25 protein-coding genes and 2 pseudogenes are annotated in these 23,863 nt (G+C 61.8%); 5 read left to right on the forward strand and 22 right to left on the reverse strand.

Features of this window, described 5'->3' with window-relative positions; genetic code table 11:
- Position 1: 1 nt before the first annotated feature.
- The 5 genes from ccmE to ccmA form a co-directional block, all read right to left on the reverse strand.
- Positions 2-457, reverse strand: coding sequence for a cytochrome c maturation protein CcmE (gene ccmE, locus JFV30_RS20105; RefSeq protein WP_008434786.1), 456 nt, complete (start codon positions 455-457; stop codon positions 2-4).
- Entirely contained in the window at positions 454-630 is a 177-nt protein-coding gene (gene ccmD / locus JFV30_RS20110) for a heme exporter protein CcmD (RefSeq protein WP_008434788.1), read from the reverse strand. The genes ccmE and ccmD overlap by 4 nt, the downstream gene beginning before the upstream one ends.
- Positions 627-1,382 (reverse strand): heme ABC transporter permease, encoded by a 756-nt coding sequence (locus tag JFV30_RS20115; protein WP_093207520.1) that lies wholly within the window; start codon positions 1,380-1,382, stop codon positions 627-629. The genes ccmD and JFV30_RS20115 overlap by 4 nt, the downstream gene beginning before the upstream one ends.
- 82 nt (positions 1,383-1,464) lie before the next feature.
- Positions 1,465-2,133, reverse strand: coding sequence for a heme exporter protein CcmB (ccmB, locus tag JFV30_RS20120; RefSeq protein WP_003210635.1), 669 nt, complete (start codon positions 2,131-2,133; stop codon positions 1,465-1,467).
- Positions 2,130-2,711, reverse strand: a complete 582-nt coding sequence (ccmA, locus tag JFV30_RS20125) for a cytochrome c biogenesis heme-transporting ATPase CcmA (protein ID WP_242487109.1) — start codon at positions 2,709-2,711, stop codon at positions 2,130-2,132. The genes ccmB and ccmA overlap by 4 nt, the downstream gene beginning before the upstream one ends.
- 252 nt (positions 2,712-2,963) lie before the next feature.
- On the opposite strand from ccmA, the gene fliK reads away from it, so the two are divergent.
- The 4 genes from fliK (at position 2,964) to JFV30_RS20145 (ending at position 6,590) form a co-directional block, all read left to right on the forward strand.
- Positions 2,964-4,547, forward strand: a complete 1,584-nt coding sequence (gene fliK / locus JFV30_RS20130) for a flagellar hook-length control protein FliK (RefSeq protein ID WP_201125019.1) — start codon at positions 2,964-2,966, stop codon at positions 4,545-4,547.
- Entirely contained in the window at positions 4,544-4,873 is a 330-nt protein-coding gene (locus JFV30_RS20135) for an EscU/YscU/HrcU family type III secretion system export apparatus switch protein (RefSeq protein WP_168232867.1), read from the forward strand. Before fliK ends, JFV30_RS20135 begins: the two co-directional genes overlap by 4 nt.
- A 125-nt stretch (positions 4,874-4,998) precedes the next feature.
- Positions 4,999-5,343, forward strand: a complete 345-nt coding sequence (locus JFV30_RS20140) for a Rap1a/Tai family immunity protein (RefSeq protein ID WP_169385951.1) — start codon at positions 4,999-5,001, stop codon at positions 5,341-5,343.
- A gap of 83 nt (positions 5,344-5,426) precedes the next feature.
- Positions 5,427-6,590 (forward strand): hypothetical protein, encoded by a 1,164-nt coding sequence (locus JFV30_RS20145; protein WP_010166135.1) that lies wholly within the window; start codon positions 5,427-5,429, stop codon positions 6,588-6,590.
- Between the two features lie 33 nt (positions 6,591-6,623).
- On the opposite strand, the gene JFV30_RS20150 is transcribed toward JFV30_RS20145, so the two are convergent.
- From JFV30_RS20150 to flhA, 14 genes and pseudogenes are all read right to left on the reverse strand, one after another.
- Positions 6,624-7,019 carry a DUF2802 domain-containing protein gene (locus tag JFV30_RS20150; protein WP_201125020.1) on the reverse strand — a complete coding sequence of 132 codons (396 nt, stop codon included), beginning with the start codon at positions 7,017-7,019 and terminating at the stop codon, positions 6,624-6,626.
- Positions 7,020-7,505 (reverse strand): chemotaxis protein CheW, encoded by a 486-nt coding sequence (locus tag JFV30_RS20155; protein WP_003210641.1) that lies wholly within the window; start codon positions 7,503-7,505, stop codon positions 7,020-7,022.
- A 72-nt stretch (positions 7,506-7,577) separates the two neighbouring features.
- Positions 7,578-8,387, reverse strand: coding sequence for a CheW domain-containing protein (locus tag JFV30_RS20160; protein WP_201125021.1), 810 nt, complete (start codon positions 8,385-8,387; stop codon positions 7,578-7,580).
- Positions 8,388-8,538: 151 nt separating this feature from the next.
- Entirely contained in the window at positions 8,539-9,327 is a 789-nt protein-coding gene (locus JFV30_RS20165) for a ParA family protein (protein ID WP_003210643.1), read from the reverse strand.
- 51 nt (positions 9,328-9,378) lie between these two features.
- Positions 9,379-10,266 (reverse strand): flagellar motor protein MotD, encoded by an 888-nt coding sequence (motD, locus tag JFV30_RS20170; RefSeq protein ID WP_201125022.1) that lies wholly within the window; start codon positions 10,264-10,266, stop codon positions 9,379-9,381.
- Between the two features lie 15 nt (positions 10,267-10,281).
- Positions 10,282-11,022 (reverse strand): flagellar motor protein, encoded by a 741-nt coding sequence (locus JFV30_RS20175; RefSeq protein ID WP_010166125.1) that lies wholly within the window; start codon positions 11,020-11,022, stop codon positions 10,282-10,284.
- A complete protein-coding gene (locus tag JFV30_RS20180) occupies positions 11,022-12,143 on the reverse strand; it encodes a protein-glutamate methylesterase/protein-glutamine glutaminase (RefSeq protein WP_201125023.1) in 1,122 nt (373 codons plus the stop codon). Before JFV30_RS20180 ends, JFV30_RS20175 begins: the two co-directional genes overlap by 1 nt.
- Before the next feature lie 49 nt (positions 12,144-12,192).
- A pseudogene (locus tag JFV30_RS20185) lies at positions 12,193-14,416 on the reverse strand (chemotaxis protein CheA).
- An 11-nt stretch (positions 14,417-14,427) separates the two neighbouring features.
- Entirely contained in the window at positions 14,428-15,216 is a 789-nt protein-coding gene (locus JFV30_RS20190) for a protein phosphatase CheZ (protein ID WP_010166122.1), read from the reverse strand.
- An 18-nt stretch (positions 15,217-15,234) separates the two neighbouring features.
- Complete coding sequence (locus JFV30_RS20195) at positions 15,235-15,609, reverse strand: chemotaxis response regulator CheY (RefSeq protein ID WP_005790040.1); 375 nt, start codon at positions 15,607-15,609, stop codon at positions 15,235-15,237.
- A 170-nt stretch (positions 15,610-15,779) separates the two neighbouring features.
- Positions 15,780-16,520, reverse strand: a complete 741-nt coding sequence (gene fliA / locus JFV30_RS20200; protein ID WP_010166121.1) for an RNA polymerase sigma factor FliA — start codon at positions 16,518-16,520, stop codon at positions 15,780-15,782.
- The gene (gene fleN / locus JFV30_RS20205) at positions 16,517-17,350 is read right to left on the reverse strand and encodes a flagellar synthesis regulator FleN (RefSeq protein ID WP_003192912.1); all 834 of its coding nucleotides are present in this window, start codon (positions 17,348-17,350) and stop codon (positions 16,517-16,519) included. The genes fliA and fleN overlap by 4 nt, the downstream gene beginning before the upstream one ends.
- A 121-nt stretch (positions 17,351-17,471) precedes the next feature.
- Positions 17,472-18,788 (reverse strand): flagellar biosynthesis protein FlhF, encoded by a 1,317-nt coding sequence (gene flhF / locus JFV30_RS20210; protein ID WP_169385956.1) that lies wholly within the window; start codon positions 18,786-18,788, stop codon positions 17,472-17,474.
- 11 nt (positions 18,789-18,799) lie between these two features.
- On the reverse strand, positions 18,800-20,914 hold the full coding sequence (gene flhA / locus JFV30_RS20215) for a flagellar biosynthesis protein FlhA (RefSeq protein ID WP_207202023.1): 2,115 nt from the start codon (positions 20,912-20,914) through the stop codon (positions 18,800-18,802).
- Positions 20,915-21,372: 458 nt separating this feature from the next.
- On the opposite strand from flhA, the pseudogene JFV30_RS33300 reads away from it, so the two are divergent.
- Positions 21,373-21,537 (forward strand): annotated as a pseudogene (locus JFV30_RS33300) (DUF6124 family protein); the annotation flags it as partial.
- Positions 21,538-21,660: 123 nt separating this feature from the next.
- Here the strand turns inward: JFV30_RS33300 and flhB are convergent.
- The 3 genes from flhB to fliQ are packed head-to-tail and all read right to left on the reverse strand — an operon-like array spanning position 21,661 to position 23,860.
- Positions 21,661-22,797 (reverse strand): flagellar biosynthesis protein FlhB, encoded by a 1,137-nt coding sequence (flhB, locus tag JFV30_RS20220; RefSeq protein ID WP_063028108.1) that lies wholly within the window; start codon positions 22,795-22,797, stop codon positions 21,661-21,663.
- A 3-nt stretch (positions 22,798-22,800) separates the two neighbouring features.
- Entirely contained in the window at positions 22,801-23,577 is a 777-nt protein-coding gene (gene fliR / locus JFV30_RS20225; RefSeq protein ID WP_201126222.1) for a flagellar biosynthetic protein FliR, read from the reverse strand.
- A gap of 13 nt (positions 23,578-23,590) precedes the next feature.
- Complete coding sequence (gene fliQ, locus JFV30_RS20230) at positions 23,591-23,860, reverse strand: flagellar biosynthesis protein FliQ (protein WP_003214552.1); 270 nt, start codon at positions 23,858-23,860, stop codon at positions 23,591-23,593.
- Positions 23,861-23,863 lie beyond the last annotated feature (3 nt).

The raw sequence follows: 23,863 nt of genomic DNA on the forward strand, positions 1-23,863 counted from the left end.
CTTAGCCCTCCTTGGCAGGGGTCGGGGCGGATTGGCCGCTGTCTTTGAGGGCCTTGGTGACTTCCGGCGGCATGTATTTTTCATCGTGCTTGGCCAGCACTTCATCGGCCACCACCACGCCGTCGGCGTTGAGCTTGCCGAGGGCTACGATGCCCTGCCCTTCGCGGAACAGGTCCGGGAGGATGCCGCGGTAGGTGATGGTCACGGACTTGTTGAAGTCGGTGACGATGAATTTGACGTCCAGGGAGTCGCCGGAACGTTGCAGCGAGCCCTTCTCGACCATGCCACCGGCACGGATTCGTGTGTCCAGCGGCGCTTCGCCGTTGGCGATCTGGGTCGGGGTGTAGAACAGGTTGATGTTCTCCCGCAGGGCGCTCAGGGCCAGGGTCACGGCAATGCCGACACCGGCCATGATGGCCAGGATGATCAACAGACGCTTTCTACGCAGCGGATTCACTTTTCGGTCTCCCGGCGCAAACGACGCGCCTCTTGTTGCAGGTAACGCTTGCGGGCCAGGATCGGCGCGGCGACGTTGAGGGCCAGCACCGCCAGGCAAATGCCATAGGCCGTCCAGACGTACAGGGCGTGATGGCCCATGGCGAGAAAATCACTGAAAGAGTTGAAGCTCATCCACGGGCTCCCAGGCTGTTTTGCACTTCGGCCTTGACCCAACTGGTGCGGGCTTCACGCTTGAGCACTTCAAGGCGCATGCGCAGCAGCAGCACGGCGCCGAAGAAGCAGTAGAACCCCAGCACCATCAGCAGCAGCGGCGCCCACATTTCCACGGGCATGGCCGGCTTTTCGGTGAGGGTGAAGGTGGCGCCCTGGTGCAGGGTGTTCCACCACTCCACCGAGTATTTGATGATCGGGATGTTGATCACGCCGACGATCGCCAGCACGGCGCAGGCCTTGGCGGCGCTGTCACGGTTGCTGATGGCGTTGCCCAGGGCGATCAAGCCGAAATACAGGAACAGCAGGATCAGCATCGAGGTGAGGCGCGCGTCCCAGACCCACCACGAACCCCAGGTCGGCTTGCCCCAGATCGCGCCGGTGACCAGCGCCACAGCAGTCATCCAGGCACCGATGGGCGCGGCGCATTGCAGGGCCACGTCCGCCAGTTTCATCTTCCACACCAGGCCGACGACGCCGCACACCGCCAGCATCACATAGCAGGACTGGGCCAGCATCGCGGCGGGAACGTGGATATAAATGATGCGAAAGCTGTTGCCTTGCTGGTAGTCCGGCGGCGCGAAGGCCAGGCCCCAGACCAGGCCGATGCCGATCAGCAATACAGCGGCGATGCTCAACCACGGCAGCAGTTTGCCACTGATGCCGTAAAACCATTTGGGCGAGCCGAGCTTGTGAAACCAGGTCCAGTTCATGCTGTTTCCATCACGGTTGCTTCTCGTCAATGCGAGGAGCTTAGGGTCTTTACTGACTAAGACAACGCTTGGTCAGACCTCATTATTCGCCGACGCTGATCTTCAGGCCAGCCGCTATAGCAAAGGGTGTCAGGGTTACCGCCAGGGCGGCCAGGCTGCCAAGCCACAGGAGGTAACCGGTCGCCGGCATGCCCTGGAGCGCGGCTTGCAACGCGCCGCTGCCCAGGATCAACACCGGGATGTACAAAGGCAAAATCAGCAGGGCCAGCAACAGGCCGCCGCGCTTCAAACCCACTGTCAGCGCCGCACCCACGGCGCCCAGTAGACTGAGAACCGGCGTGCCAAGCAACAAGGAAAGGAGCAACACCGGCAGGCACTCGGTGGGCAACCCCAACATCATCGCCAGCAGCGGCGCGAGCAATACCAGCGCCAGGCCGGAAAACGCCCAGTGTGCCAGTACCTTGGCCAATACCAGAAGTGGCAGGGGGTGCGACGAAAGGACCCACTGTTCAAGGGAACCGTCTTCAAAATCACTGCGAAACAGCCCGTCCAGCGAGAGCAGGACCGACAAAAGCGCCGCTACCCAGACCAGTCCCGGAGACAAGGTTTGCAACAGTTTAGTCTCGGGGCCGACCGCCAACGGGAACAGCGCGATCACAATCGCGAAGAACACCAGCGGGTTGGCCAGTTCGGCCGGGCGGCGACAGAGTAACCGCGCTTCGCGGGCCACCAACAGGGCAAATACACTCATACCGACCACCGGCCCAGATCGAGGTCGCGGTAACCGGCGGGCATGCGCGCCAGCGTGTGGTGGGTGGTGAGGACGACCATGCCGCCCTGCTCGCAGTGGGCCGCCAGGTGTGCTTCCAGCTGGGCGACGCCTTGTTTGTCGAGGGCGGTGAAGGGCTCGTCGAGAATCCACAGCGGCGGCCCGTCGAGGTACAAACGGGCCAGCGCCACGCGGCGCTGCTGGCCGGCGGACAGGGTGTGGCAGGGAACGTCTTCGAAGCCCTTCAGGCCGACAGCGGCGAGGGCCTGCCAGATGGCCTCGCGGCTTGCTGGATGATGCAGGGCGCTGAGCCAGCTGAGGTTTTCTTCGGCGGTGAGCACGTCCTTGATCCCGGCGGCGTGGCCGATCCAGATCAGGTTGCGGGCCAGTTCCGTACGCTGCTCGTTCAGCGGTTTGCCGTTGAGCCGCACTTCGCCCGCCGTCGGCTGCATCAGCCCGGCCAGCAGGCGCAACAGGCTGGTCTTGCCGCTGCCGTTGGGCCCGCTGACCTGCACCATGTCGCCGCCCGCCAGACGCAGTTCGAGGTGTTCGAACAGCATCCGCAGGTCACGTTCACAGGCGAGCGCTACGGCTTCTAGAAGAGGGCTGGTCAAGAGATCGCGGGCCTTTACGGTTCAAGTCGGCGGTGGAACGGCCGTTAAAGAGATGCACATTAACTGCTTTGGCGACCGTTTTTAGAGAGCTGGATCAATCAGTTGTGTTGTTTTTAACGCTCTCTTTGAAGACGGGCGGCATTATACATGTGATGCCCTACTCTAAAGAGGGCAATTTCCCTTGAGACGGCGCGCACGATGACCGGTGAGATCACTCTTCCAACACTTCCCCCGACGCTTCCGGCCGGGCCTGCCCCCGCGCCGGCGACGGGTGAGCTGCTGAAACTGCTGGAGCCGCAGACAGGCCTGATCGACCCTGGGAAAACCGTGAACGCCGAGGTCCTGGCGCTTAAACAGGGCGGTGATGCGTTTCAGTTGCTGCTCAAGCTGACCCTGGAAGGTGGCCGGCAAACCCTGGTGCAGGCCAGCAGCAGCCAGCCGCTGCCGCTGGGTACCCAGGTGGAAGTCAGCCAGACGCCGTCGGGCAATTTGTCCATCAGCCTGCAGCAGGCGCTGAGTTCCAGCGTGGCCGCGCTGACGCGCATCGATACCAGCCAATTGCCGGTGGGCACCCTGCTGCAAGGCAAGGTGCTGACCACCCAGGCACTGCCCCAGGGCGCCAACCAGCCAGTGGTGTATCGCTCGCTGGTGTCAGTCCTCAATAACGTCCTCAGCGGCGCGACCCTGACCGTCGAAAGCCCGCAGCCGTTGCGCATCGGCAGCCTGCTCAGCGCCGTGGTGCAAAGTGCGCAAACCCTGAGTTTTGTGCCGCTGAGCGGTCTCAAGGACCAACTGGCCGTGGCCCAGCAACTTTCCACCCAGCAAAGCCGCCAGGGCTCGCTGGACGTGGTGTTCACCGCGCTGCAAAGCCTGCCCGCCACCAGCAGCGACAGCACCTCGGTCGACCTGCGCGCCGCCGCCGCGCGTTTGCTGGCGGCCCTGCCCGACCTGGCCCAGGTGAGCAATCCCAAGGTACTGGCCCAAATCATCCGGAACAGCGGGACCTTTCTCGAAGCCAAGTTGCTGGCAGGACAAAACCCACAGATACCGCCACTGGACATGAAAGGCGCCCTGCTGCGCCTCGTCGCCGACCTGATGCCTGCCCTGCCCGCCAGCACCAACCTCAACGCAGTCCTGGCGGCCAACACCCTGGCGCAGATGCTCCCCAGCTTCGTGCGCAGCCCGCTGGGTACCCTCGGCCAGGTCGGCGCCCGACAAGCCCCCGCTGGTTTTCCGTTGCCGGATCGGCTGATGCAACGCCTGGAAGGTGAAAGCGACCTGGAAAACCTGCTGCGCCTGGCCGCCGGGGCCATTTCGCGCCTGCAAAGCCATCAGCTGTCGAGCCTGGAACAGACCGGCACCACTGCCGACGGCAAGCTCTTGACCACCTGGCAGTTGGAGATCCCGATGCGCACCTTGCAGGACATCGTGCCGTTGCAGGTCAAGTTCCAGCGGGAAGAACCGGCCCCCGACAAGGAACAGCCGGAACGCAAGGACAGCAAAGACCCCAAACACATGCTCTGGCGCGTGGAAATGGCCCTCGACATGGAGCCGCTGGGCCCGCTGCAGGTCCAGGCCCAATTGAGCCAGGGCAAACTCTCCAGCCAACTGTGGGCAACCCGGCCCTACACGGCCAGCCTGATCGAAAGCCACCTGGGCAGCCTGCGCGAACGCCTGGTGTCGTCGGGGCTCAACGTCGGCGACCTGGACTGCCACCTCGGCACGCCGCCACGGGGCCCGAAAACCGGACTGGAACAACGCTGGGTGGATGAAACCGCATGAAAAACCCCAACCCGCCGCGCCAGGCCATTGCCCTCAAATACGACGGCCAGCAAGCGCCGACCCTGACCGCCAAGGGCGACGACGCCCTGGCGGAAGCCATCCTGAAGCTGGCCCGGGAAAATGAAGTACCGATTTATGAAAATGCCGAGCTGGTCAAATTACTGGCGCGCATGGAATTGGGCGACAGCATCCCGGAAGAGTTGTACCGCACCATCGCCGAGATCATTGCGTTTGCCTGGACGCTGAAGGGCAAGTTCCCGGTGGGATACGACCCGGATGCGGGGCCGGTGGAGCGGGATGTGACGGAAAGAGGCGACGATTATTAATGTGGGAGCGGGCTTGATTTGCCCACATTAAGCCGTAACAACTGGGAATTAATCTGTCGCGACCCCTTAATCCCGGAGCACGGCAGTTGAAACGGACTTCAATCCTGGTAGCACTGAGTCTCTGTGTGTTTTCCCTGACGGCAACGGCCAGCAACGAGGCCCATGAATACCTTGCGGCCTGTCGCGAAGCCAGGGAAATGTCGCCGGATGCGCCACCTTCCTACCCGTCAGCCTATTGCCTTGGCATCACCACGGGCGTGCTGAGAACACTGGAATACCTGGACGAATTCACCCCCAGAAACCGCCGCCTTTGCCTGCCGGAAAGCTTGGAGCCAGGGCGTTTGGTCGATAGGGTTCTGGCGTACAGCAAGAAATACCCTGCGGCAGAGCGAGGCGGCACGGCCCGGCTGGTCAGGGGTGCAATTACCGAACATTATCCTTGCCCAAAAAAAGGCACCAACTCGCTGTAGCGGGAAGCCGCAGCCACTGATGTATAGCAATTATATCTTTCAAGGTATAGATTATCTCGAACCCGATAGTTCAGGATAACGTCATGAGCCCGACCCGCCCGATCCTCAGTCGAAAGCTACTCGCCGAAGCCCTCGCCCGTGATTTGGCGGGCGAGTCATTTGCCGATTACAGCTCCGGCATGTTCCTCGCGGCCCCTCGCCGCACGGGCAAGAGCACGTTCCTGCGCAACGACCTCATCCCTGAATGCAAGGCGCGCGGCTGGCTGCCGGTTTACGTGGACCTTTGGATGAACCGCGAAATCGACCCCGCCGCGCTGATTTCCGGCGCCATCGGCAAAGCCCTGGGCGAATTCGAAAGCGCCGTGAGCAAAGCGGCCAAGAAAGCCGGTATCGACAAGATCAGCCTGCTGCGCACCCTGAGTTGGGATTTCACCAAGCCTCAACTGCCCGCCGGCACGACGCTTAGCCACGCCCTGGACGTGCTGCACCAGGTCTCGGGACAAATGATCGTGCTGATCGTGGACGAGGCCCAGCACGCCCTCAACAGCGAAAATGGCGTGAACGCGATGTTTGCCCTCAAGGCTGCACGGGATCATCTCAACGGCGGCAGCACGGCAGACGGCCTGCGCCTGGTGTTCACCGGGTCCAGCCGGGACAAACTGGCCAACCTGGTACTCAAGAGCAAACAACCCTTCTTTGGCGCCCACATCACGCCGTTCCCGCTGCTGAGCCGGGATTATGTCGAGTTCGTGACGGACCTGTGGAACCAGCGCCTGGCCGCGACCAACCAGTTCAACCTTGAGGATATGGACTACGCGTTCCAGCTCGTTGGCCGACGCCCGGAAATGCTCAACACACTATTGACCGAAGTGAGCGTGGGCCTGGGTGAGGCCAGCAACCTTGGCGAGTTGCTGAGGACTGGGGCACTCAATCACCAGGCGGGAATCTGGAGCGACTACGAGAGCGCCTACAACGACCTCTCCCCCCTGCAACAGGCGGTGCTTGAGGTGATGGGCGAAAGAACCCTGGGCAAGCAAGCGTTCTCGCCTTTTGCGGAAAAAACCTTCCAGGACGTCAACAGCAAGTTGGAGTTGGCCCAGGCTGAGCCGAACGCCAGCACGCCAAACGTTCAGAAAGCCCTGGAGGTGTTGCGGGAGAAGGAGTTGGTCTGGAAAGCCAATCGTGGCGAGTACGCCCTGGAAGACTCAACCATGGCTGAATGGCTGAGCAAACGGCATCAGTTATAAGCTGCAAGCGAGCCCGCTTGCAGCCCGTCACCGTCAACTGCTCTTGTGCAACTTGCTCATCAACTGCGCCTCAGCCTGGGTCAAGCCGCAGGACTGGGTCAGCTCATCCACCGTGGCGCCCATGCCCACCAGCTTCGCCGCCTGGGCGAAGGACAGGCTCGACGGGTCGCGCTGCTCCAGTGCCGACAGTTTGTCCGGCAACGGTGCGAGCACCGAACGCAGCTCGTGCACTTCGTCACCCACACGCACGGCGCTCTGCTGGAAGTGGTCGACCCGCTTGACCAGTTCCAGAATGCGCCGGTCGCGCGCGGCTTCGCGTGCGACCTGTTGAGTGGCCACCTCCCGTTGCTGGCGCACATAGCGCAGCAGGAAGCCCAGGGTCCCGGCCCACAGGATGGCCAGGACGATCACCGCTACCTCAAGGAACAATCAGATATTCTCCAGGTCCTGCCACTCTTCTTCGCTCATCATCTTGTCCAGCTCAACCAGGATCAGCAGTTCGCCGTTCTTGTTGCAGACACCCTGGATGAACTTGGCCGATTCTTCGTTGCCGACGTTCGGCGCGGTCTCGACTTCAGATTGGCGCAGGTAAACCACTTCCGCCACGCTGTCGACCATGATTCCGACCACTTGCTTGTCGGCTTCAATAATCACAATGCGGGTGTTGTCGTTGACTTCGGTCGGCACCAGGCCAAAACGCTGGCGGGTGTCGATCACGGTCACCACATTGCCGCGCAGGTTGATGATGCCCAGCACGTAGCTCGGGGCACCCGGAACCGGAGCGATCTCGGTATAGCGCAGCACTTCCTGCACACGCATCACGTTGATGCCGTAGGACTCGTTGTCCAGCTTGAAGGTGACCCATTGCAGGATTGGATCATCCACCAGACCTTGTGCGGACACTGACTTGTTCATACTCCAGACCCCTTCAAATACCGTTGGTTACGGTGTGTGTTCTTGGGCAGCGCCAGCGCGCTGCGCTTGTTATCAAGTGCGTTTGTTGAGCGGCATATCTTTTACTGCGCCGCTGGCGATCAACTCCGCCAATTCGGCGACATCCAGCAACGCGCACATGTGTTCGATCACGGTGCCCGCCAGCCATGGCCGCTGGCCCCGGTGGCTGCGCCATTTGATTTCGTTGGGGTCCAGGCGCAGCGAGCGGCTGACTTGATGCACCGCCAGCCCCCACTCATAGCCCTGGACCGAAATGACGTACTGCAGGCCCTGGCGGAAATCGTCGCGATAACGGTCGGGCATCACCCAGCGCGCGGTGTCGAGTACCTTCAAGTTGCCCTGCTGGCTCGGCAGGATCCCGAGGAACCACTCCGGCTGGCCGAACAGCGGCGTCAACTCCTGGCCCTCCAGGGAGTAGATCGAACCCAGGCACACCAGCGGCACCGCCAGGGTCAGCCCGGCAACGTCGAACAGCAAGCATTCGAACGGCTCGGCGGCCCACGCCGGCCGGCCATCGCCCTGTACCGGCGGCGGCGTGATGCTCGGCGGGAGGTGAACCTCAACCACCGGTTCCACCACTACGGGTGCGACCACGACCGGCGCGACGGGCACGGGCACAGCAACCGGTGCAGGCTCCGCGACGGGCACCACTAACGCATCGCGGGCCTGTTCTTCCAGGACCGCCAACTGAAACTCGTCCAGAACCGCCGGCTCAGGCTCGATGACTTCATCGAGGATCAGAATCGGTTCCGGCATGTCCTCGGTGGCGTCCTGGAGCAAGGCGTCCAGATAGGACTCCAGCGCCAGTTGCGGCCGGGTCTTGAAATCAACGGGACGGTTCATCTGTATGCCCACGCGCAAGCCCCATCAACCCTGTATTCAGAGGTTATCGGCCTGTGGGTGTCCGGACTTGAATCGGGAGCCGGTTTTGTCAGGAAAGCCGCGGCGTCTGCATCGCTGGCAAGCCAGGCTCCTACAGGGCTGTCTATGGTCATCACGCCACCTGCGCCACAAGTTGCTGGGACAGCAGATGCTTGAGCAACGCCCGGTAGGCCAGTACGCCACGGCTCTTGCCGTCGAATTGCGACGGTGTAAGCCCGGCCCGGCTCGCATCCCGCAGGCGCGTGTCCACCGGGATGTAGCCTTGCCAGATGGTGTCCGGATAGGCGTCACGCAAGACACGCAAGGTGCCGAGGGATGCCTGAGTACGCCGGTCAAACAGGGTCGGCACGATGCTGAACGGCAGCGCCTGTTTGCGCGAGCGGTTGATCATCGCCAGGGTGCTGACCATGCGTTCCAGGCCTTTGACGGCCAGGTGCTCGGTCTGCACCGGGATCACCAACTGCTGGCTCGCAGCGAGGGCGTTGACCATCAGCACGCCCAGCAACGGCGGGCTGTCGATGATGGCGTAGTCGAAGTCCTGCCACAGCTGCGCCAGGGTCTTGGCGATCACCAGCCCCAGGCCGCTTTGCCCCGGCGACTGACGCTCAAGGGTGGCCAGGGCGGTGCTGGACGGCAACAGCGAGATCTTTTCATTGCTGGTGGGCAGCAACAGTTGGCCCGGCAAATCGGCCGGCACGCTGCCCTTGTGCAGGAACAGGTCGTAGCAACTGTGTTCCAGCGCATCCGGGTCATAGCCGAAATAGCTGGTCATGGAGCCGTGGGGGTCCAGGTCGACCACGACCACGCGCTTGCCGGCCTCGGCCAGCAAGCCGGCCAAGGCGATGGAGGTGGTGGTTTTACCGACACCACCCTTTTGATTGGCAACTGCCCAGACTCTCATTCGGATTGTTCCTCCCGGCAGGCACAGGCTCGACCGAGAAATTGCATGGGGTTATAGAGCCGGTGACGGAGAATTGACGGCATTCCCGCGAACCGGCGCCTTTACGGGCGCTGGTGCAGTTTGTGTGCCAGCCCGCTTCAAGGCGGCATCGGGTGTTGCATTGGCAGTGCCGGTACCGGTCAGGCTGCGGCGCACATCCAGGTTACGCGACACCACCAGCACCACCCGACGGTTGCGTGCGCGGCCTTCGGCCGTGGCGTTATTGGCCACCGGCTGGAACTCACCGTACCCCACCGACGCCAGGCGCCCGGGGTTCACGCCCTGCATCGCCAGCATTCGCACAATACTCGCGGCGCGGGCCGAAGACAGCTCCCAGTTGGTCGGGTACTGCGCGGTACTGATCGGCAGGTTGTCGGTAAAGCCTTCAACGTGGACCGGGTTTTCAAACGGCTTCAGGATCGCCGCCACCTTGTCGATGATGGTGAACGCCTGGTCGCTGGGCATCGCATCGGCGCTGGCGAACAACAGGCTGGAATTAAGCTCGATTTCCACCCACAGCTCATTGCCGCGTACGGTCATCTGATTGGAGGCGATCAAATCACCAAAGGCCGCGCTGATGTCATCGGCGATGCTTTTCAGCGAGTCGCTGGTGCCACCGATGCCGGCGGCGGTTTCATCGCTGTCGTTGACCAGCGGCTTGGCCGGGGTCACGGTCTTGGGGCGTTCTTCGCCGATCGGAATCGGCTTGAGGGCGCGGTCGGCGTCGTTGAACACACCGATCAGCGCCTGGGAGATCACTTTGTACTTGCCTTCGTTGATCGAGGAAATGGAGTACATCACCACAAAAAACGCGAACAGCAGCGTAATGAAGTCGGCGTAGGACACCAGCCAGCGTTCATGGTTGACGTGTTCTTCAGGCTCGCGGCGGCGACGGCTCACAACAGATACCTCCCATCAATCCATGAAGCCCTGGAGCTTCAATTCGATGGAGCGCGGGTTTTCACCCTCGGCAATCGAGAGGATGCCTTCCAGCAACATCTCGCGATAACGCGACTGGCGCATGGCGATGGACTTGAGCTTGCTGGCCACCGGCAACAACACCAGGTTGGCACTGGCCACGCCGTAGATGGTGGCAACGAACGCCACGGCAATCCCGCTGCCCAGTTGCGACGGATCGGCCAGGTTGCCCATCACGTGGATCAGGCCCATCACCGCACCGATGATGCCGATGGTCGGCGCGTAGCCGCCCATGCTTTCAAAGACTTTGGCGGCGTTGATGTCGCGGCTTTCCTGGGTGTAGAAATCCACCTCCAGGATGCTGCGGATCGCTTCCGGCTCGGCGCCGTCCACCAGCAATTGCAGGCCTTTGCGCGCGTAGCTGTCAGGCTCGGCATCGGCCACGCCTTCCAGGCCCAGCAAGCCTTCCTTGCGCGCCGTGAGGCTCCAGTTGACCACGCGGTCGATGCCGCCCGGCAGGTCGACCCGCGGCGGGAAGATGATCCAGATGAGGATCTGCATGGCACGCTTGAACGAACTCATGGGCGACTGCAACAACGCTGCGCCCACGGTGCCGCCGATCACGATCAACGCTGCCGGGCCGTTGGCCAGCGCGCCCAGGTGGCCGCCTTCGAGGTAGTTGCCGCCGATAATCGCGACAAACGCCATGATGATGCCAATCAGGCTCAAGACATCCATTAGAGGCAGGCCTCCACCAGGTGCTTGCCGATGTCGTCCAGGCTGTAGACGGCGTCCGCCAGGTCGGCTTTGACGATCGCCATGGGCATGCCATAGATCACGCAGCTGGCTTCATCCTGGGCCCAGATGGCGCTGCCGCCCTGCTTGAGCAGGCGCGCGCCTTCACGGCCGTCGGCGCCCATGCCGGTCAACACCACCGCCAGAACTTTGTCGCCGTAGGACTTGGCCGCCGAACCGAAGGTGATATCCACACACGGTTTGTAGTTCAGGCGTTCGTCACCCGGCAGGATTTTGATCGCGCCACGGCCGTCGACCATCATCTGCTTGCCGCCAGGGGCCAGCAGCGCCAGGCCCGGACGCAGAATGTCGCCATCCTCGGCTTCCTTGACGCTGATGCGGCACAGCTTGTCCAGGCGCTCGGCGAAGGCCTTGGTGAACGCGGCAGGCATGTGCTGGATCAACACGATCGGCGCCGGGAAGTTGGCCGGCAGTTGGGTCAACACCCGCTGCAAAGCCACCGGGCCACCCGTGGACGTACCGATGGCCACCAGCTTGTAGGCTTTGCGCTTGGGCGCAGGCGAATGCGCAGTGGGCGCAGCCGGACGCACAGGGGCGACGGCCGGACGCGCAACCGGCGCAGGTGCCGGGCGACCGAAGGTGCTCGGGGCGGCCGGTGGCGGCGTAACCGGTGCCGGTGCCGGCGCACTGAACAGGCTGCGGCGGTTACTGCGGGAGATGCTGTGCACCTTCTCGCAGAGCATCTGCTTGACCTTCTCGGGGTTGCGCGAGATGTCTTCGAAATTCTTCGGCAGAAAGTCCACCGCACCGGCATCCAGCGCATCCAGGGTCACCCGGGCGCCTTCGTGGGTCAGCGAGGAGAACATCAACACCGGCGTCGGGCAGCGCTGCATGATGTGCCGCACCGCCGTGATGCCGTCCATCATCGGCATCTCGTAGTCCATGGTGATCACGTCCGGCTTGAGGGCCAGGGCCTGATCGATCGCCTCTTTGCCGTTGGTGGCCGTGCCGACCACCTGGATATTGGAATCCGATGAAAGAATTTCCGAGACGCGGCGGCGGAAGAAACCCGAATCGTCCACCACCAGGACCTTGACTACCATAAACACTCCGTTAGGCCGGGCGAGGGACAACCGCCCTGCCCGGGCCGAATCAAATACGCCGTGCGGCGTAACGCTTGAGCATGCTCGGAACATCGAGAATCAGCGCGATCCGACCGTCACCGGTAATGGTCGCGCCCGACATGCCCGGGGTTCCCTGCAGCATTTTGCCCAAAGGCTTGATGACCACTTCTTCCTGACCCACCAGTTGATCGACGACAAAGCCGATACGCTGGGTGCCCACGGAGAGAATCACCACATGGCCTTCGCGCTGCTCTTCATGCTTGGCCGAGGCCACCAGCCAGCGCTTGAGGTAGAACAGTGGCAACGCCTTGTCGCGCACGATCACCACTTCCTGGCCGTCCACCACGTTGGTGCGCGACAGGTCGAGGTGGAAGATTTCGTTGACGTTGACCAGCGGGAAGGCGAAGGCCTGGTTGCCCAGCATCACCATCAGGGTCGGCATGATCGCCAGGGTCAACGGCACCTTGATGACGATCTTCGAGCCCTGGCCCTTGGTCGAGTAGATGTTGATCGAGCCGTTGAGCTGGCTGATCTTGGTCTTCACCACGTCCATGCCCACGCCACGGCCCGACACGTCGGAAATCTCGGTCTTGGTGGAGAAGCCCGGGGCGAAGATCAGGTTGTAGCACTCGGTATCGGTCAGGCGGTCGGCGGCGTCCTTGTCCATCACGCCACGCTTGACGGCGATGTTGCGCAGTACCGTCGGGTCCATGCCCTTGCCGTCATCAGTGATCGACAGCAGGATGTGGTCGCCTTCCTGTTCGGCCGCCAGAATCACTTTGCCCTGGCGACTTTTGCCCGAGGCTTCGCGTTCTTCCGGCGTCTCGACGCCGTGGTCGACGGCGTTGCGCACCAAGTGGACCAGCGGGTCGGCCAGAGCCTCGACAAGGTTTTTGTCGAGGTCGGTTTCTTCACCCACCAGTTCCAGGTTGATCTCTTTCTTGAGCTGGCGTGCCAGGTCGCGAACCAGGCGCGGGAAGCGCCCGAAGACTTTCTTGATCGGCTGCATCCGGGTCTTCATCACCGCGGTTTGCAGGTCGGCGGTGACCACATCGAGGTTGGACACGGCCTTTTGCATGGCCTCGTCGCCGCTGTTCAGGCCCAGGCGCACCAGGCGGTTACGCACCAGCACCAGTTCGCCCACCATGTTCATGATGTCGTCCAGGCGCGCGGTATCAACCCGCACGGTGGTTTCGGCTTCACTGGCCGGTTGCTTGTCCGGGGCCGGGGCGGCAGCCGCACGAGCGGGCGCAGGTGCAGCCGTCGGTGCAGGCTTGGCAGCCACGGGCGCAGCGGCCTTGGCGGCCACCGGAGCCGGCGTTGCCACCGCAGCGGCGGCCGCAGCAGCCGGTGCAGCAGTGCCGACGGCTTCGGTGAACTTGCCCTTGCCGTGCAGTTCATCCAGCAGGGCTTCGAACTCGTGATCGGAGATCAGGCCATCGCCAGCCGGTGCAGCGGCAGCGGCGGGTGCTGCAGGTGCAGCGGCCGTTGCAGCGACTTCGGGCAGTGCATCGGCGGCAAACGAGCCTTTGCCGTGCAACTGGTCCAGCAGCGCTTCAAATTCGTCGTCGGTGATTTCATTGCTGGCAGGCGCCGCGGCTTTCCGTTGGCGCTGGCGCTGCGGCCACCGCGTCCGGGGCAAACTGGCCCTTGCCGTGCAACTGGTCGAGCAATGACTCGAACTCGGCGTCGGTAATGTCTTCAGTGGTCGGCACCATGGCCGGCGCACTGGCCGCTGGAGCCTCGGCTTCGGCCTTGACGGCGTTCAGCGAGTCCAGCAGTTGTTCAAATTCGCTGTCGGTGACGTCGCCCGCAGGCTCGGCGACAGGCTCAGCCACCGCTTCAACGACCGGTGCATTGGCCGCAGGTTCTGCCAGGCGCGCCAGGGCGGCCAGCAGTTCCGGCGTGGCCGCAGTGATCGGTGCACGTTCGCGCACTTCACTGAACATGCCGTTGACCGCGTCCAGTGCTTCCAGAATCACGTCCATCAGTTCCGAGTCGACGTGACGCTCACCCTTGCGCAGGATGTCGAACACGTTCTCGGCGATGTGACAGCACTCCACCAGCTCGTGGAGCTGGAGGAAGCCGGCGCCCCCTTTTACAGTGTGAAAACCGCGAAAAATTGCATTGAGCAGGTTCGCATCATCCGGTCGGCTTTCCAGCTCGACCAGCTGTTCGGACAGTTGCTCTAAAATTTCGCCGGCCTCTACAAGGAAATCCTGAAGGATTTCTTCATCGGCGCCGAAGCTCATGGGTGTGCTCCTTAGAAGCCTAAACTGGACAGCAAATCGTCTACGTCGTCTTGCCCGGATACAACGTCTTCACGTTTATCGGCATGAATCTGCGGACCTTCACCCTTGGCGAGGTGTTTTTGTGGATCTTTTTCAGAAAGGATCGCTTCGCGGTCATGTTCGATGCCGGCAAACCGGTCAACCTGACCCGCCATCAACACCAGTTTGAGCAGGTTGCTTTCCACTTCGGTGACCAGTTGGGTCACGCGCTTGATCACCTGGCCGGTCAGGTCCTGGTAGTCCTGGGCCAGCAGAATGTCATTGAGGTTGCTGGAAACCGTGCGATTCTCCTGCTCGCTGCGGGACAAAAAGCCATCGACCCGACGCGCCAGTTCACGAAACTCTTCAGCGCCCACTTCCCGACGCATGAACCGACCCCAATCGTTGCTCAGGGCCTTGGCTTCACTGGCCATACCGTTGACCAGAGGCGTGGCGTTTTCCACCAGGTCCATGGTGCGGTTGGCCGCCGCCTCAGTCAGCCTGACCACATAGGACAGGCGTTCGGTGGCATCAGTGATCTGCGAGATTTCTTCGGCCTGGGGCATGTGCGGGTCAATCTGAAAATTGACAATCGCACTGTGCAACTCACGGGTGAGCTTGCCCACTTCCTGGTACAGGCCGCGGTCACGGGTCTGGTTGAGCTCATGGATTAACTGCACCGCGTCGCCGAACTGGCCTTTTTCAAGGCTTTCAACGAGTTGATGAGCATGTTTTTTCAGGGTCGACTCAAAGTCGGCCTGCGATGATTCTTTATGCTCCATAGCTCCCCCGTGGCAGCATCAATGACCGATGCGTTCGAAGATTTTTTCGATCTTCTCTTTCAAGGCCAGTGCAGTGAATGGCTTGACCACGTAGCCGTTAACCCCGGCCTGGGCGGCTTCGATGATCTGTTCACGCTTGGCTTCAGCGGTCACCATCAGCACAGGCAGGCTGCGCAGTTTTTCATCAGCGCGCACGTGGCGCAGCAGATCGATACCGGTCATGCCCGGCATGTTCCAGTCCGTTACCAGAAAGTCGATGCTCCCGCTGTTGAGGATCGGAATCGCCGTAATGCCGTCATCCGCCTCGACCGTGTTAGTGAACCCAAGGTCACGCAACAGGTTTTTTATGATCCGCCGCATCGTTGAGAAGTCATCAACGATGAGGATTTTCATGTTCTTGTCCAATTCGACCTCCAAGCAGTCTTAAACGCGCCCAGCACCTGGGCGCGCCATATCAATCAACAGGCGTTACACAAAAAGGACTACCGGGGGCGCACCACGGGCCAAGCCCGTCCGGGCGCAAGGCCTGGACGGTATCGTTCGCAGTGTCCCCACACTGCCTGTCAGCGCGCTCGCCACTCTCCCAAACGCCCCCGCAAGCGGGCTGCGCACTGGCTGTGTAACTGGCTGACCCGCGACTCGCTGACCCCCAGGACCTCACCGATTTCCTTGAGGTTCAGCTCTTCGTCGTAGTACAGCGCCAACACCAGTCGCTCACGCTCCGGCAAATTGGCAATCGCGTCCGCCAGCGCAGTCTGGAAGCGTTCATCTTCCAGATCGCGTGACGGTTCGAGATGGGCACTCGCGCCGTCCTCGTGCAGCCCTTCATGTTCGCCGTCCTGCAAAAGGTCGTCGAAACTGAACAGGCGGCTGCCCAAGGTATCGTTCAAAATCCCGTAGTAATCGTCGAGACTCAATTGGAGTTCGGCCGCAACTTCGTGATCTTTAGCGTCGCGACCGGTTTTTGCTTCAATTGAGCGAATTGCGTCACTCACCATCCGTGTATTGCGGTGCACCGAACGCGGCGCCCAATCACCTTTACGCACTTCATCGAGCATGGCCCCACGGATACGGATACCCGCGTAGGTCTCGAAACTCGCGCCCTTGCTCGCGTCGTACTTGGTCGACACTTCGAGCAAGCCGATCATCCCGGCCTGGATCAAGTCTTCGACCTGGACGCTGGCAGGCAGGCGCGCCAGCAAGTGATAGGCAATGCGCTTGACCAGCGGCGCATAGCGCTCGATCAATTCCACCTGACTGTCACGTGCCGACTTCTTGTAAAGGTTGTAGCCGCTGGCTGTCATAGCACCGGTCCTGCGCTCGTCTGATGCACCAATCGCTCGACGAAAAACTCCAGATGCCCACGCGGGTTGGCGGGCAACGGCCAGGTATCGACCTTCTGGGCAATAGCCTTGAACGCCAATGCGCACTTCGAACGAGGGAACGCTTCATAGACCGCACGCTGCTTTTGCACGGCCTTGCGTACGCACTCGTCGTAAGGAACTGCGCCCACGTATTGTAAGGCGACATCGAGGAAGCGATCTGTGACCTTGGTCAACTTGGCGAACAGATTGCGCCCCTCTTGCGGGCTTTGGGCCATGTTGGCCAGCACGCGGAAGCGGTTCATGCCGTAGTCACGGTTAAGCAGTTTGATCAGGGCGTAGGCGTCGGTGATCGAGGTGGGTTCGTCGCACACCACCAGCAACACTTCCTGGGCTGCGCGCACGAAGCTGACCACGGACTCGCCGATACCGGCGGCGGTGTCGATCACCAGCACGTCGAGGTTGTCGCCGATGTCGCTGAACGCCTGAATCAGGCCGGCATGTTGCGCCGGGCTCAGGTGCACCATGCTCTGGGTGCCGGAAGCGGCCGGCACGATACGAATCCCGCCGGGCCCCTGCAACAGCACGTCGCGCAGCTCACAGCGGCCTTCGATCACGTCGGCCAGGGTATGTTTGGGCGTCAGCCCCAGCAGAACGTCGACGTTCGCCAGACCCAGGTCAGCATCCAGCAGCATGACGCGACGGCCAAGCTCTGCCAGGGCCAGGGACAAATTCACTGACACGTTAGTTTTCCCGACGCCACCTTTGCCGCCGGTCACCGCGATCACCTGTACGGGATGCATGCTGCCCATTTTATTTCTTTACCTTGTCTTGCTTAGACGCAGGCTACATGACTTGGCCGCGCGAACTGCTGGCAGACCATCGATGTAGATACATTGCACTGTCGTTTTGTGTTGCCTGTTCATGTTGACCTCAGCCGACCCGTTTGTTCGGACTGTGGTAGAGGTCGGCGAACATGTCAGCCATCGCTTCCTCACTCGGTTCTTCCTGCATTTGCACGCTGACAGCCCGGCTGACCAGCTGATGACGGCGCGGCAGATGCAAATCATCCGGGATCCGCGGCCCGTCGGTCAGGTAGGCAACCGGCAATTCATGGCTGATAGCCAGACTCAACACTTCGCCCAGGCTCGCTGTTTCATCCAGTTTAGTCAGGATGCAGCCCGCCAGCCCGCAGCGTTTATAGCTGTGGTAGGCAGCCGTCAGTACCTGCTTCTGGCTGGTCGTGGCAAGTACCAAATAGTTTCTGGATTTGATCCCGCGCCCGGCCAGGCTTTCCAGTTGCATGCGCAAGGCCGGGTCGCTGGCTTGCAGGCCGGCGGTGTCGATCAACACCACGCGCTTGCGCAGCAGCGGGTCGAGGGCGTTGGCCAGGGACTGGCCCGGGTCGACGTGGGTCACCGGCACATTGAGGATTCGGCCCAGGGTCTTGAGCTGTTCCTGGGCGCCAATGCGGTAGCTGTCCATGCTCACCAGGGCGATGTTCTGCGCGCCGTACTTGAGCACGTAACGTGCGGCCAGCTTGGCCAGGGTAGTGGTCTTGCCCATGCCGGCAGGGCCGACCATGGCAATCACGCCGCCTTCTTCCAGGGGCTCGATTTCCGGGGTAACAATCATCCGCGCCAAGTGGGCCAGGAGCATGCGCCAGGCCTGCTTGGGTTCTTCAATCTGGGTGGTCAGTTGCAGCAGGTCGCGGGACAGCGGGCCAGACAGGCCAATGCGTTGCAGACGGCGCCACAGGTTGGCCTGTTGCGGCTGGCTGCCCTGCAACTGGTTCCAGGCCAGCGAGCCCAACTGCACTTCCAGCAGTTCACGCAGGCCGTTGAGCTCGAAACGCATCGAGTCGAATACCCGCTGGTCTACCGCTGCCGCCGGGGCGGGCGCAGCAGGACGCGGCGGTTCGACAAAGGTCGGCTCTACCAAAGGCTCGGACGCCGTCAGCGGCAGGCCGGCAAACAGCTGGCGGTTGGTGGTGGTGTCGCTGTCGCCACGCATGCTCAGTTCGGCCTGGGCCGAGACAATGCGCGAAGCAGTCTTGCGCAGCTCGTCTTCCAGCTCCATGTTCGGCACACGCGGCGCCAGGGCCGAGGGCTTGTAATCCAGGGCAGCCGTCAGCTCGACACCGCCGGCAATACGGCGGTTACCGATAATCGCAGCGTCGGCGCCCAACTCATCACGCACCAGTTTCATGGCCTGACGCATATCGGCGGCGAAAAAACGCTTCACTTGCATATCCCACTACCTCAGCCGTTGGGCCCTACTGTCGCGACGATAGTCACTTGCTTATTGTCAGGAATTTCCTGGTAAGCCAATACGTGCAAATTCGGTATAGCCAGGCGTCCAAACCGCGACAACATCGCCCGGACGGGGCCAGCCACCAGCAGGATCACCGGATGGCCTTCCATTTCCTGGCGCTGCGCGGCCTCGATCAACGAACGCTGCAGCTTCTCAGCCATGCTTGGCTCCAGCAACACGCCTTCATCAGCGCCCTGCCCAGCCTTCTGAATACTATTGAGCAATATTTGTTCCAACCTTGGTTCCAAGGTGATAACAGGCAGCTCGGAGTCAAGCCCTACAATGCTTTGGACGATTGCACGCGACAATCCGACGCGCACTGCCGCCACCAGGGCGGCAGTATCTTGACTCTTGGCGGCATTGTTGGCGATGGCCTCGGCAATGCTGCGAATGTCCCGTACCGGCACCTGCTCGGCCAACAGCGCTTGCAATACCTTGAGCAGTTGCGAGGTAGACAGCACCCCCGGCACCAGCTCTTCGGCGAGTTTTGGCGAGGCCTTGGCCAGCAATTGCAAGAGTTGCTGGACTTCTTCGTGGCCAATCAGCTCGTGGGAGTGCTTGTACAGAATCTGGTTAAGGTGGGTGGCGACCACGGTGCTGGCGTCTACCACGGTGTAGCCCAGCGACTGCGCCTGGCTGCGCTGGCTGATTTCGATCCATACCGCTTCCAGGCCAAAAGCCGGATCTTTGGCGGTAATCCCGTTGAGGGTGCCGAACACCTGGCCCGGGTTGATCGCCAGTTCGCGGTCCGGGTAGATCTCGGCCTCGGCCAGGATCACGCCCATCAGGGTCAGGCGGTAGGCGCTGGGGGCCAGGTCAAGGTTGTCGCGGATGTGCACGGTGGGCATCAGGAAGCCCAGGTCCTGGGACAGCTTCTTGCGCACGCCCTTGATCCGCGCCAGCAATTGGCCGCCCTGGTTACGGTCCACCAGGGGAATCAGGCGGTAGCCGACTTCCAGGCCGATCATGTCGATCGGGGTGACGTCATCCCAGCCCAACTCCTTGGTTTCCTGGGCGCGGGCCGGCGATGGCAGCAGCTCCTGCTGGCGCGCCACTTCCTGCTGGGCAATCACTTTGATCTGGTTTTGCTTTCTCCAGAACAGGTAGGCGCCGCCGGCAGCCATGGCCGCCATGCTCAGGAACGACACATGGGGCATGCCCGGCACGATCCCCATGATTGCCATGATGCCCGCCGCCACCGCCAGCGCCTTGGGCGAGGCAAACATTTGCCGACTGATCTGCTTGCCCATGTCTTCGGAGCCCGAAGCACGGGTCACCATGATCGCTGCCGCTGTAGATAACAACAGTGATGGCAATTGCGCCACTAAACCGTCACCGATGGTCAGCAAGGCGTAAACCTTGCCGGCGTCGCCGAAGGTCATGCCGTGCTGGAAGATGCCGACCGCCATGCCGCCGATCAGGTTGATAAACAGAATCAGCAGGCCGGCGATGGCGTCACCGCGCACGAATTTACTGGCACCGTCCATGGAGCCGTAGAACTCGGCTTCCTGGGCGACTTCAAGACGGCGGGACTTGGCCTGGTTCTGGTCGATCAGGCCGGCGTTGAGGTCGGCGTCGATGGCCATCTGTTTGCCGGGCATCGCGTCGAGGGTGAAACGTGCGCTCACCTCGGAAATCCGCCCGGCGCCCTTGGTCACCACTACGAAGTTGATGATCATCAAAATCGCGAACACCACGATACCGACCACGTAGTTACCGCCGATCACCACCTCACCGAAGGCCTGGATCACCTTGCCCGCCGCGGCGTGGCCGTCCTGGCCGTGGAGCATCACCACCCGGGTGGAGGCCACGTTGAGCGCCAGCCGCAGCAAGGTGGCGATCAGCAGAATTGTGGGGAACACCGCAAAATCCAGCGGCCGCAGGGCGTACACGCACACCAGCAACACGACGACCGACAGTGCAATGTTGAAGGTGAAGAACACATCCAGCAGGAACGGCGGCATCGGCAACATCATCATTGCCAGCATCACCAGCAACAACAACGGCACACCCAGATTGCCTCGCGAGAGGTCAGTCAGGGTGCCACGGGCCGTGCTGAGCATTTGAGAGCGATCCACCGGTATTCCTCGTTTCCTTGAAGCAAACTTTTGACGCCGGAAGGCGTCCTGGAGGCGGTATTGCAAGAAGCCTTCCAACTTTTGCTTGAGGAAGCAGATCGGTCCCACGAACAGCGAAGGGCTACCGCCGCACACACATCACCTGTGGCGAGGGAGCTTGCTCCCGTTGGGCTGCGTAGCAGCCCCAGAACGGCTTACGCGTTTTGCCTGAATAACCGCGATAGCTTGATTGGGGGCGCTTCGCACCCCAGCGGGAGCAAGCTCCCTCGCCACACAAGCTCGTTCGCGGGAGATGGCGAAACGTCCGACAGGTATTTAGGGTTGCTGGTAGCAAAGTCGATCTCTAGTCCTCGGGCACCGCTGCAAACGCAGCGGGCGGGCGTCGCGGCGTCACCATGACCAAAACAACTTCCCATAACCTGCGCAACGCCGAAAAAGGCGCTATCGAAGATAGCCACTCCTCCTCCCACAACGCCCCCGTCGTGCTATTCAGCGTCATCGACGGCATCAGTACCGAAGACCTGCTGGTCAACCTCACCGAAACACTGGCTTCGGCCCATGCACTGACCTGCGACTTTGCCTTTGAACTGGAAGAATCACGACGGGAAGGCGCTCAGGAGATTTTTGTTGCCTGGGCGGACGCCTTCGCGAGCAAGCCCGCTCCCACATTTGACCGTGTACACCCGGTAGGAACACGGTCGAATGTGGGGGCCGAGGGCGGCGCTACAAAATCAGGAATCCCGACGCAAATCCGGCGGAATCGGCAGGTCTTTGAGCGGATCCGGACGCTTGCCCTTGCCCGCGCGGTACTGGCGGATCTGGTACACGTACGCCAACACCTGCGCCACCGCCAGATACAACCCGGCCGGGATTTCCTGGTCCAGGTCGGTAGAATAGAAGATCGACCGCGCCAACTCCGGCGACTCCAGCAGCAAAATGTCATTGGCCACGGCAATTTCACGGATTTTCAACGCCGTAAAGTCGCTGCCCTTGGCCAGCAACATCGGCGCCCCGCCCTTCTCCGGGTCGTATTTGAGCGCCACGGCGTAGTGGGTCGGGTTGGTGATGACCACGTCGGCGTCGGGCACCGCAGCCATCATCTTGCGCTGGGACATCTCGCGCTGCAGTTGGCGAATCCGCTGTTTGACCTCGGGCCGACCTTCCTGGTCCTTGTGCTCGTCGCGCACTTCCTGCTTGGTCATCAGCAGCTTCTTGTGGCTTTCCCACAGCTGGATCGGCGCGTCCACCGCAGCAATGATGATCAGCCCGCAGGCCATCCATAGCGAGCTCCAGCCCACCACTTGCACGCTGTGGATGATCGCCAGTTCGATCGGCTCATGGGCGATGCGCAGCAGGTCGTCGATGTCGGATGACAACACGGTCAACGCCACAAACAGGATCAGGATGAACTTGGCCAAGGCCTTGAGCAGTTCCACCAGGGCCTTGGTGGAAAACATCCGCTTGAGCCCCGGGCCCGGGTTCATCCGGCTGAATTTGGGCGCCATGCTGCCAGCAGCAAACAGCCAGCCACCGAGGGAGATCGGGCCGATCAGTGCCGCCAGCAGCAAGGTAATCAGGATCGGCTGCACCGCGAGGATCGCGATCTTGCCCGAGTGCAGCAGGTACAAGCCCATGGCGCCGGGACTCAACAGCACGTCACGGGGCAGGGAGAAATTCAGGCGCATCAATTCCATCAGGTCCAGGGCCAGGCCACCGCCGTAGATCAGCAGGCCGCCAGAACCGGCGAGCATGATCGCCAGGGTGTTGAGCTCTTTGGAGCGGGCAATCTCGCCCTTTTCCCGGGAGTCCTTTTTACGTTTCTCCGTGGGGTCTTCTGTTTTGTCCTGGCCACTCTCGCTCTCGGCCATGGCTTACCGCGCCCGCGCCAAGTCACGTAAAAACTGCAAGGCGTCGGTCGCCAGCGGTTGATACTGATTGAGAATGTCAGCCATGCCGACCCAGAAAATCCCCATGCCCAGCACCAGGGTCAACGGGAAACCGATGGAGAAGATGTTCAATTGCGGCGCCGCCCGGGTCATCACGCCAAAGGCGATGTTGACCACCAGCAACGCGGTGATCGCCGGCAACACCAGCAGCAACGAGGCGCCGAGCACCCAACTGAGGCGACCCACCAACTCCCAGAAATGATTGACCACCAGCCCGCTGCTCACCGGCAAGGTGGTGAAGCTTTCAGTCATCACCTCGAACACCACCAGGTGGCCGTTCATGGACAGGAACAGCAAGGTCACCAGCATCGTCAGGAACTGCCCGATCACCGCCACCGACACGCCGTTGGTGGGGTCGACCATGGACGCAAAGCCCATGCCCATCTGAATCGAGATGATTTGCCCGGCGATCACAAAGGCCTGGAAAAACAGCGTCAGGGAAAAGCCCAGCAAGGCGCCAATGATGATTTGCTCGGCGATCAGCATCAGTGCACTGAGGTCCAGGGCATTCACCGGCGGCATCGGCGGCAAGCCCGGAACGATGACCACGGTGATCGCCACCGCGAAATACAGGCGAATGCGCCGTGGTACCAGGGTGGTGCCGAACACCGGCATGGTCATCAGCACGGCCGTGACCCGGAACAGCGGCAGGATGAACGACGCCACCCAGGTGCTGATCTGGGTATCGGTCAACGCCAGCATCGAATTCACGGGGTCAGCCGATCAACTGCGGAATACTGCCGTACAGCTGCAGGATGTATTCCATGAAGGTTTGCACCAGCCACGGGCCGGCGACGATCAGGGTGATCAGCATCACCAGCAGGCGCGGCAGGAAGCTCAAGGTCTGTTCGTTGATCTGGGTCGCGGCCTGGAACATCGCCACCAGCAGGCCCACCAACAGGCTGGGCACCACGAGCACGGCGACCATCATGGTGGTCAGCCACAGGGCTTCGCGAAACAGGTCGACCGCTACTTCTGGCGTCATGCG

The organism is Pseudomonas sp. TH32, from assembly GCF_016650855.1.
Classification (GTDB): Bacteria; Pseudomonadota; Gammaproteobacteria; order Pseudomonadales; family Pseudomonadaceae; genus Aquipseudomonas.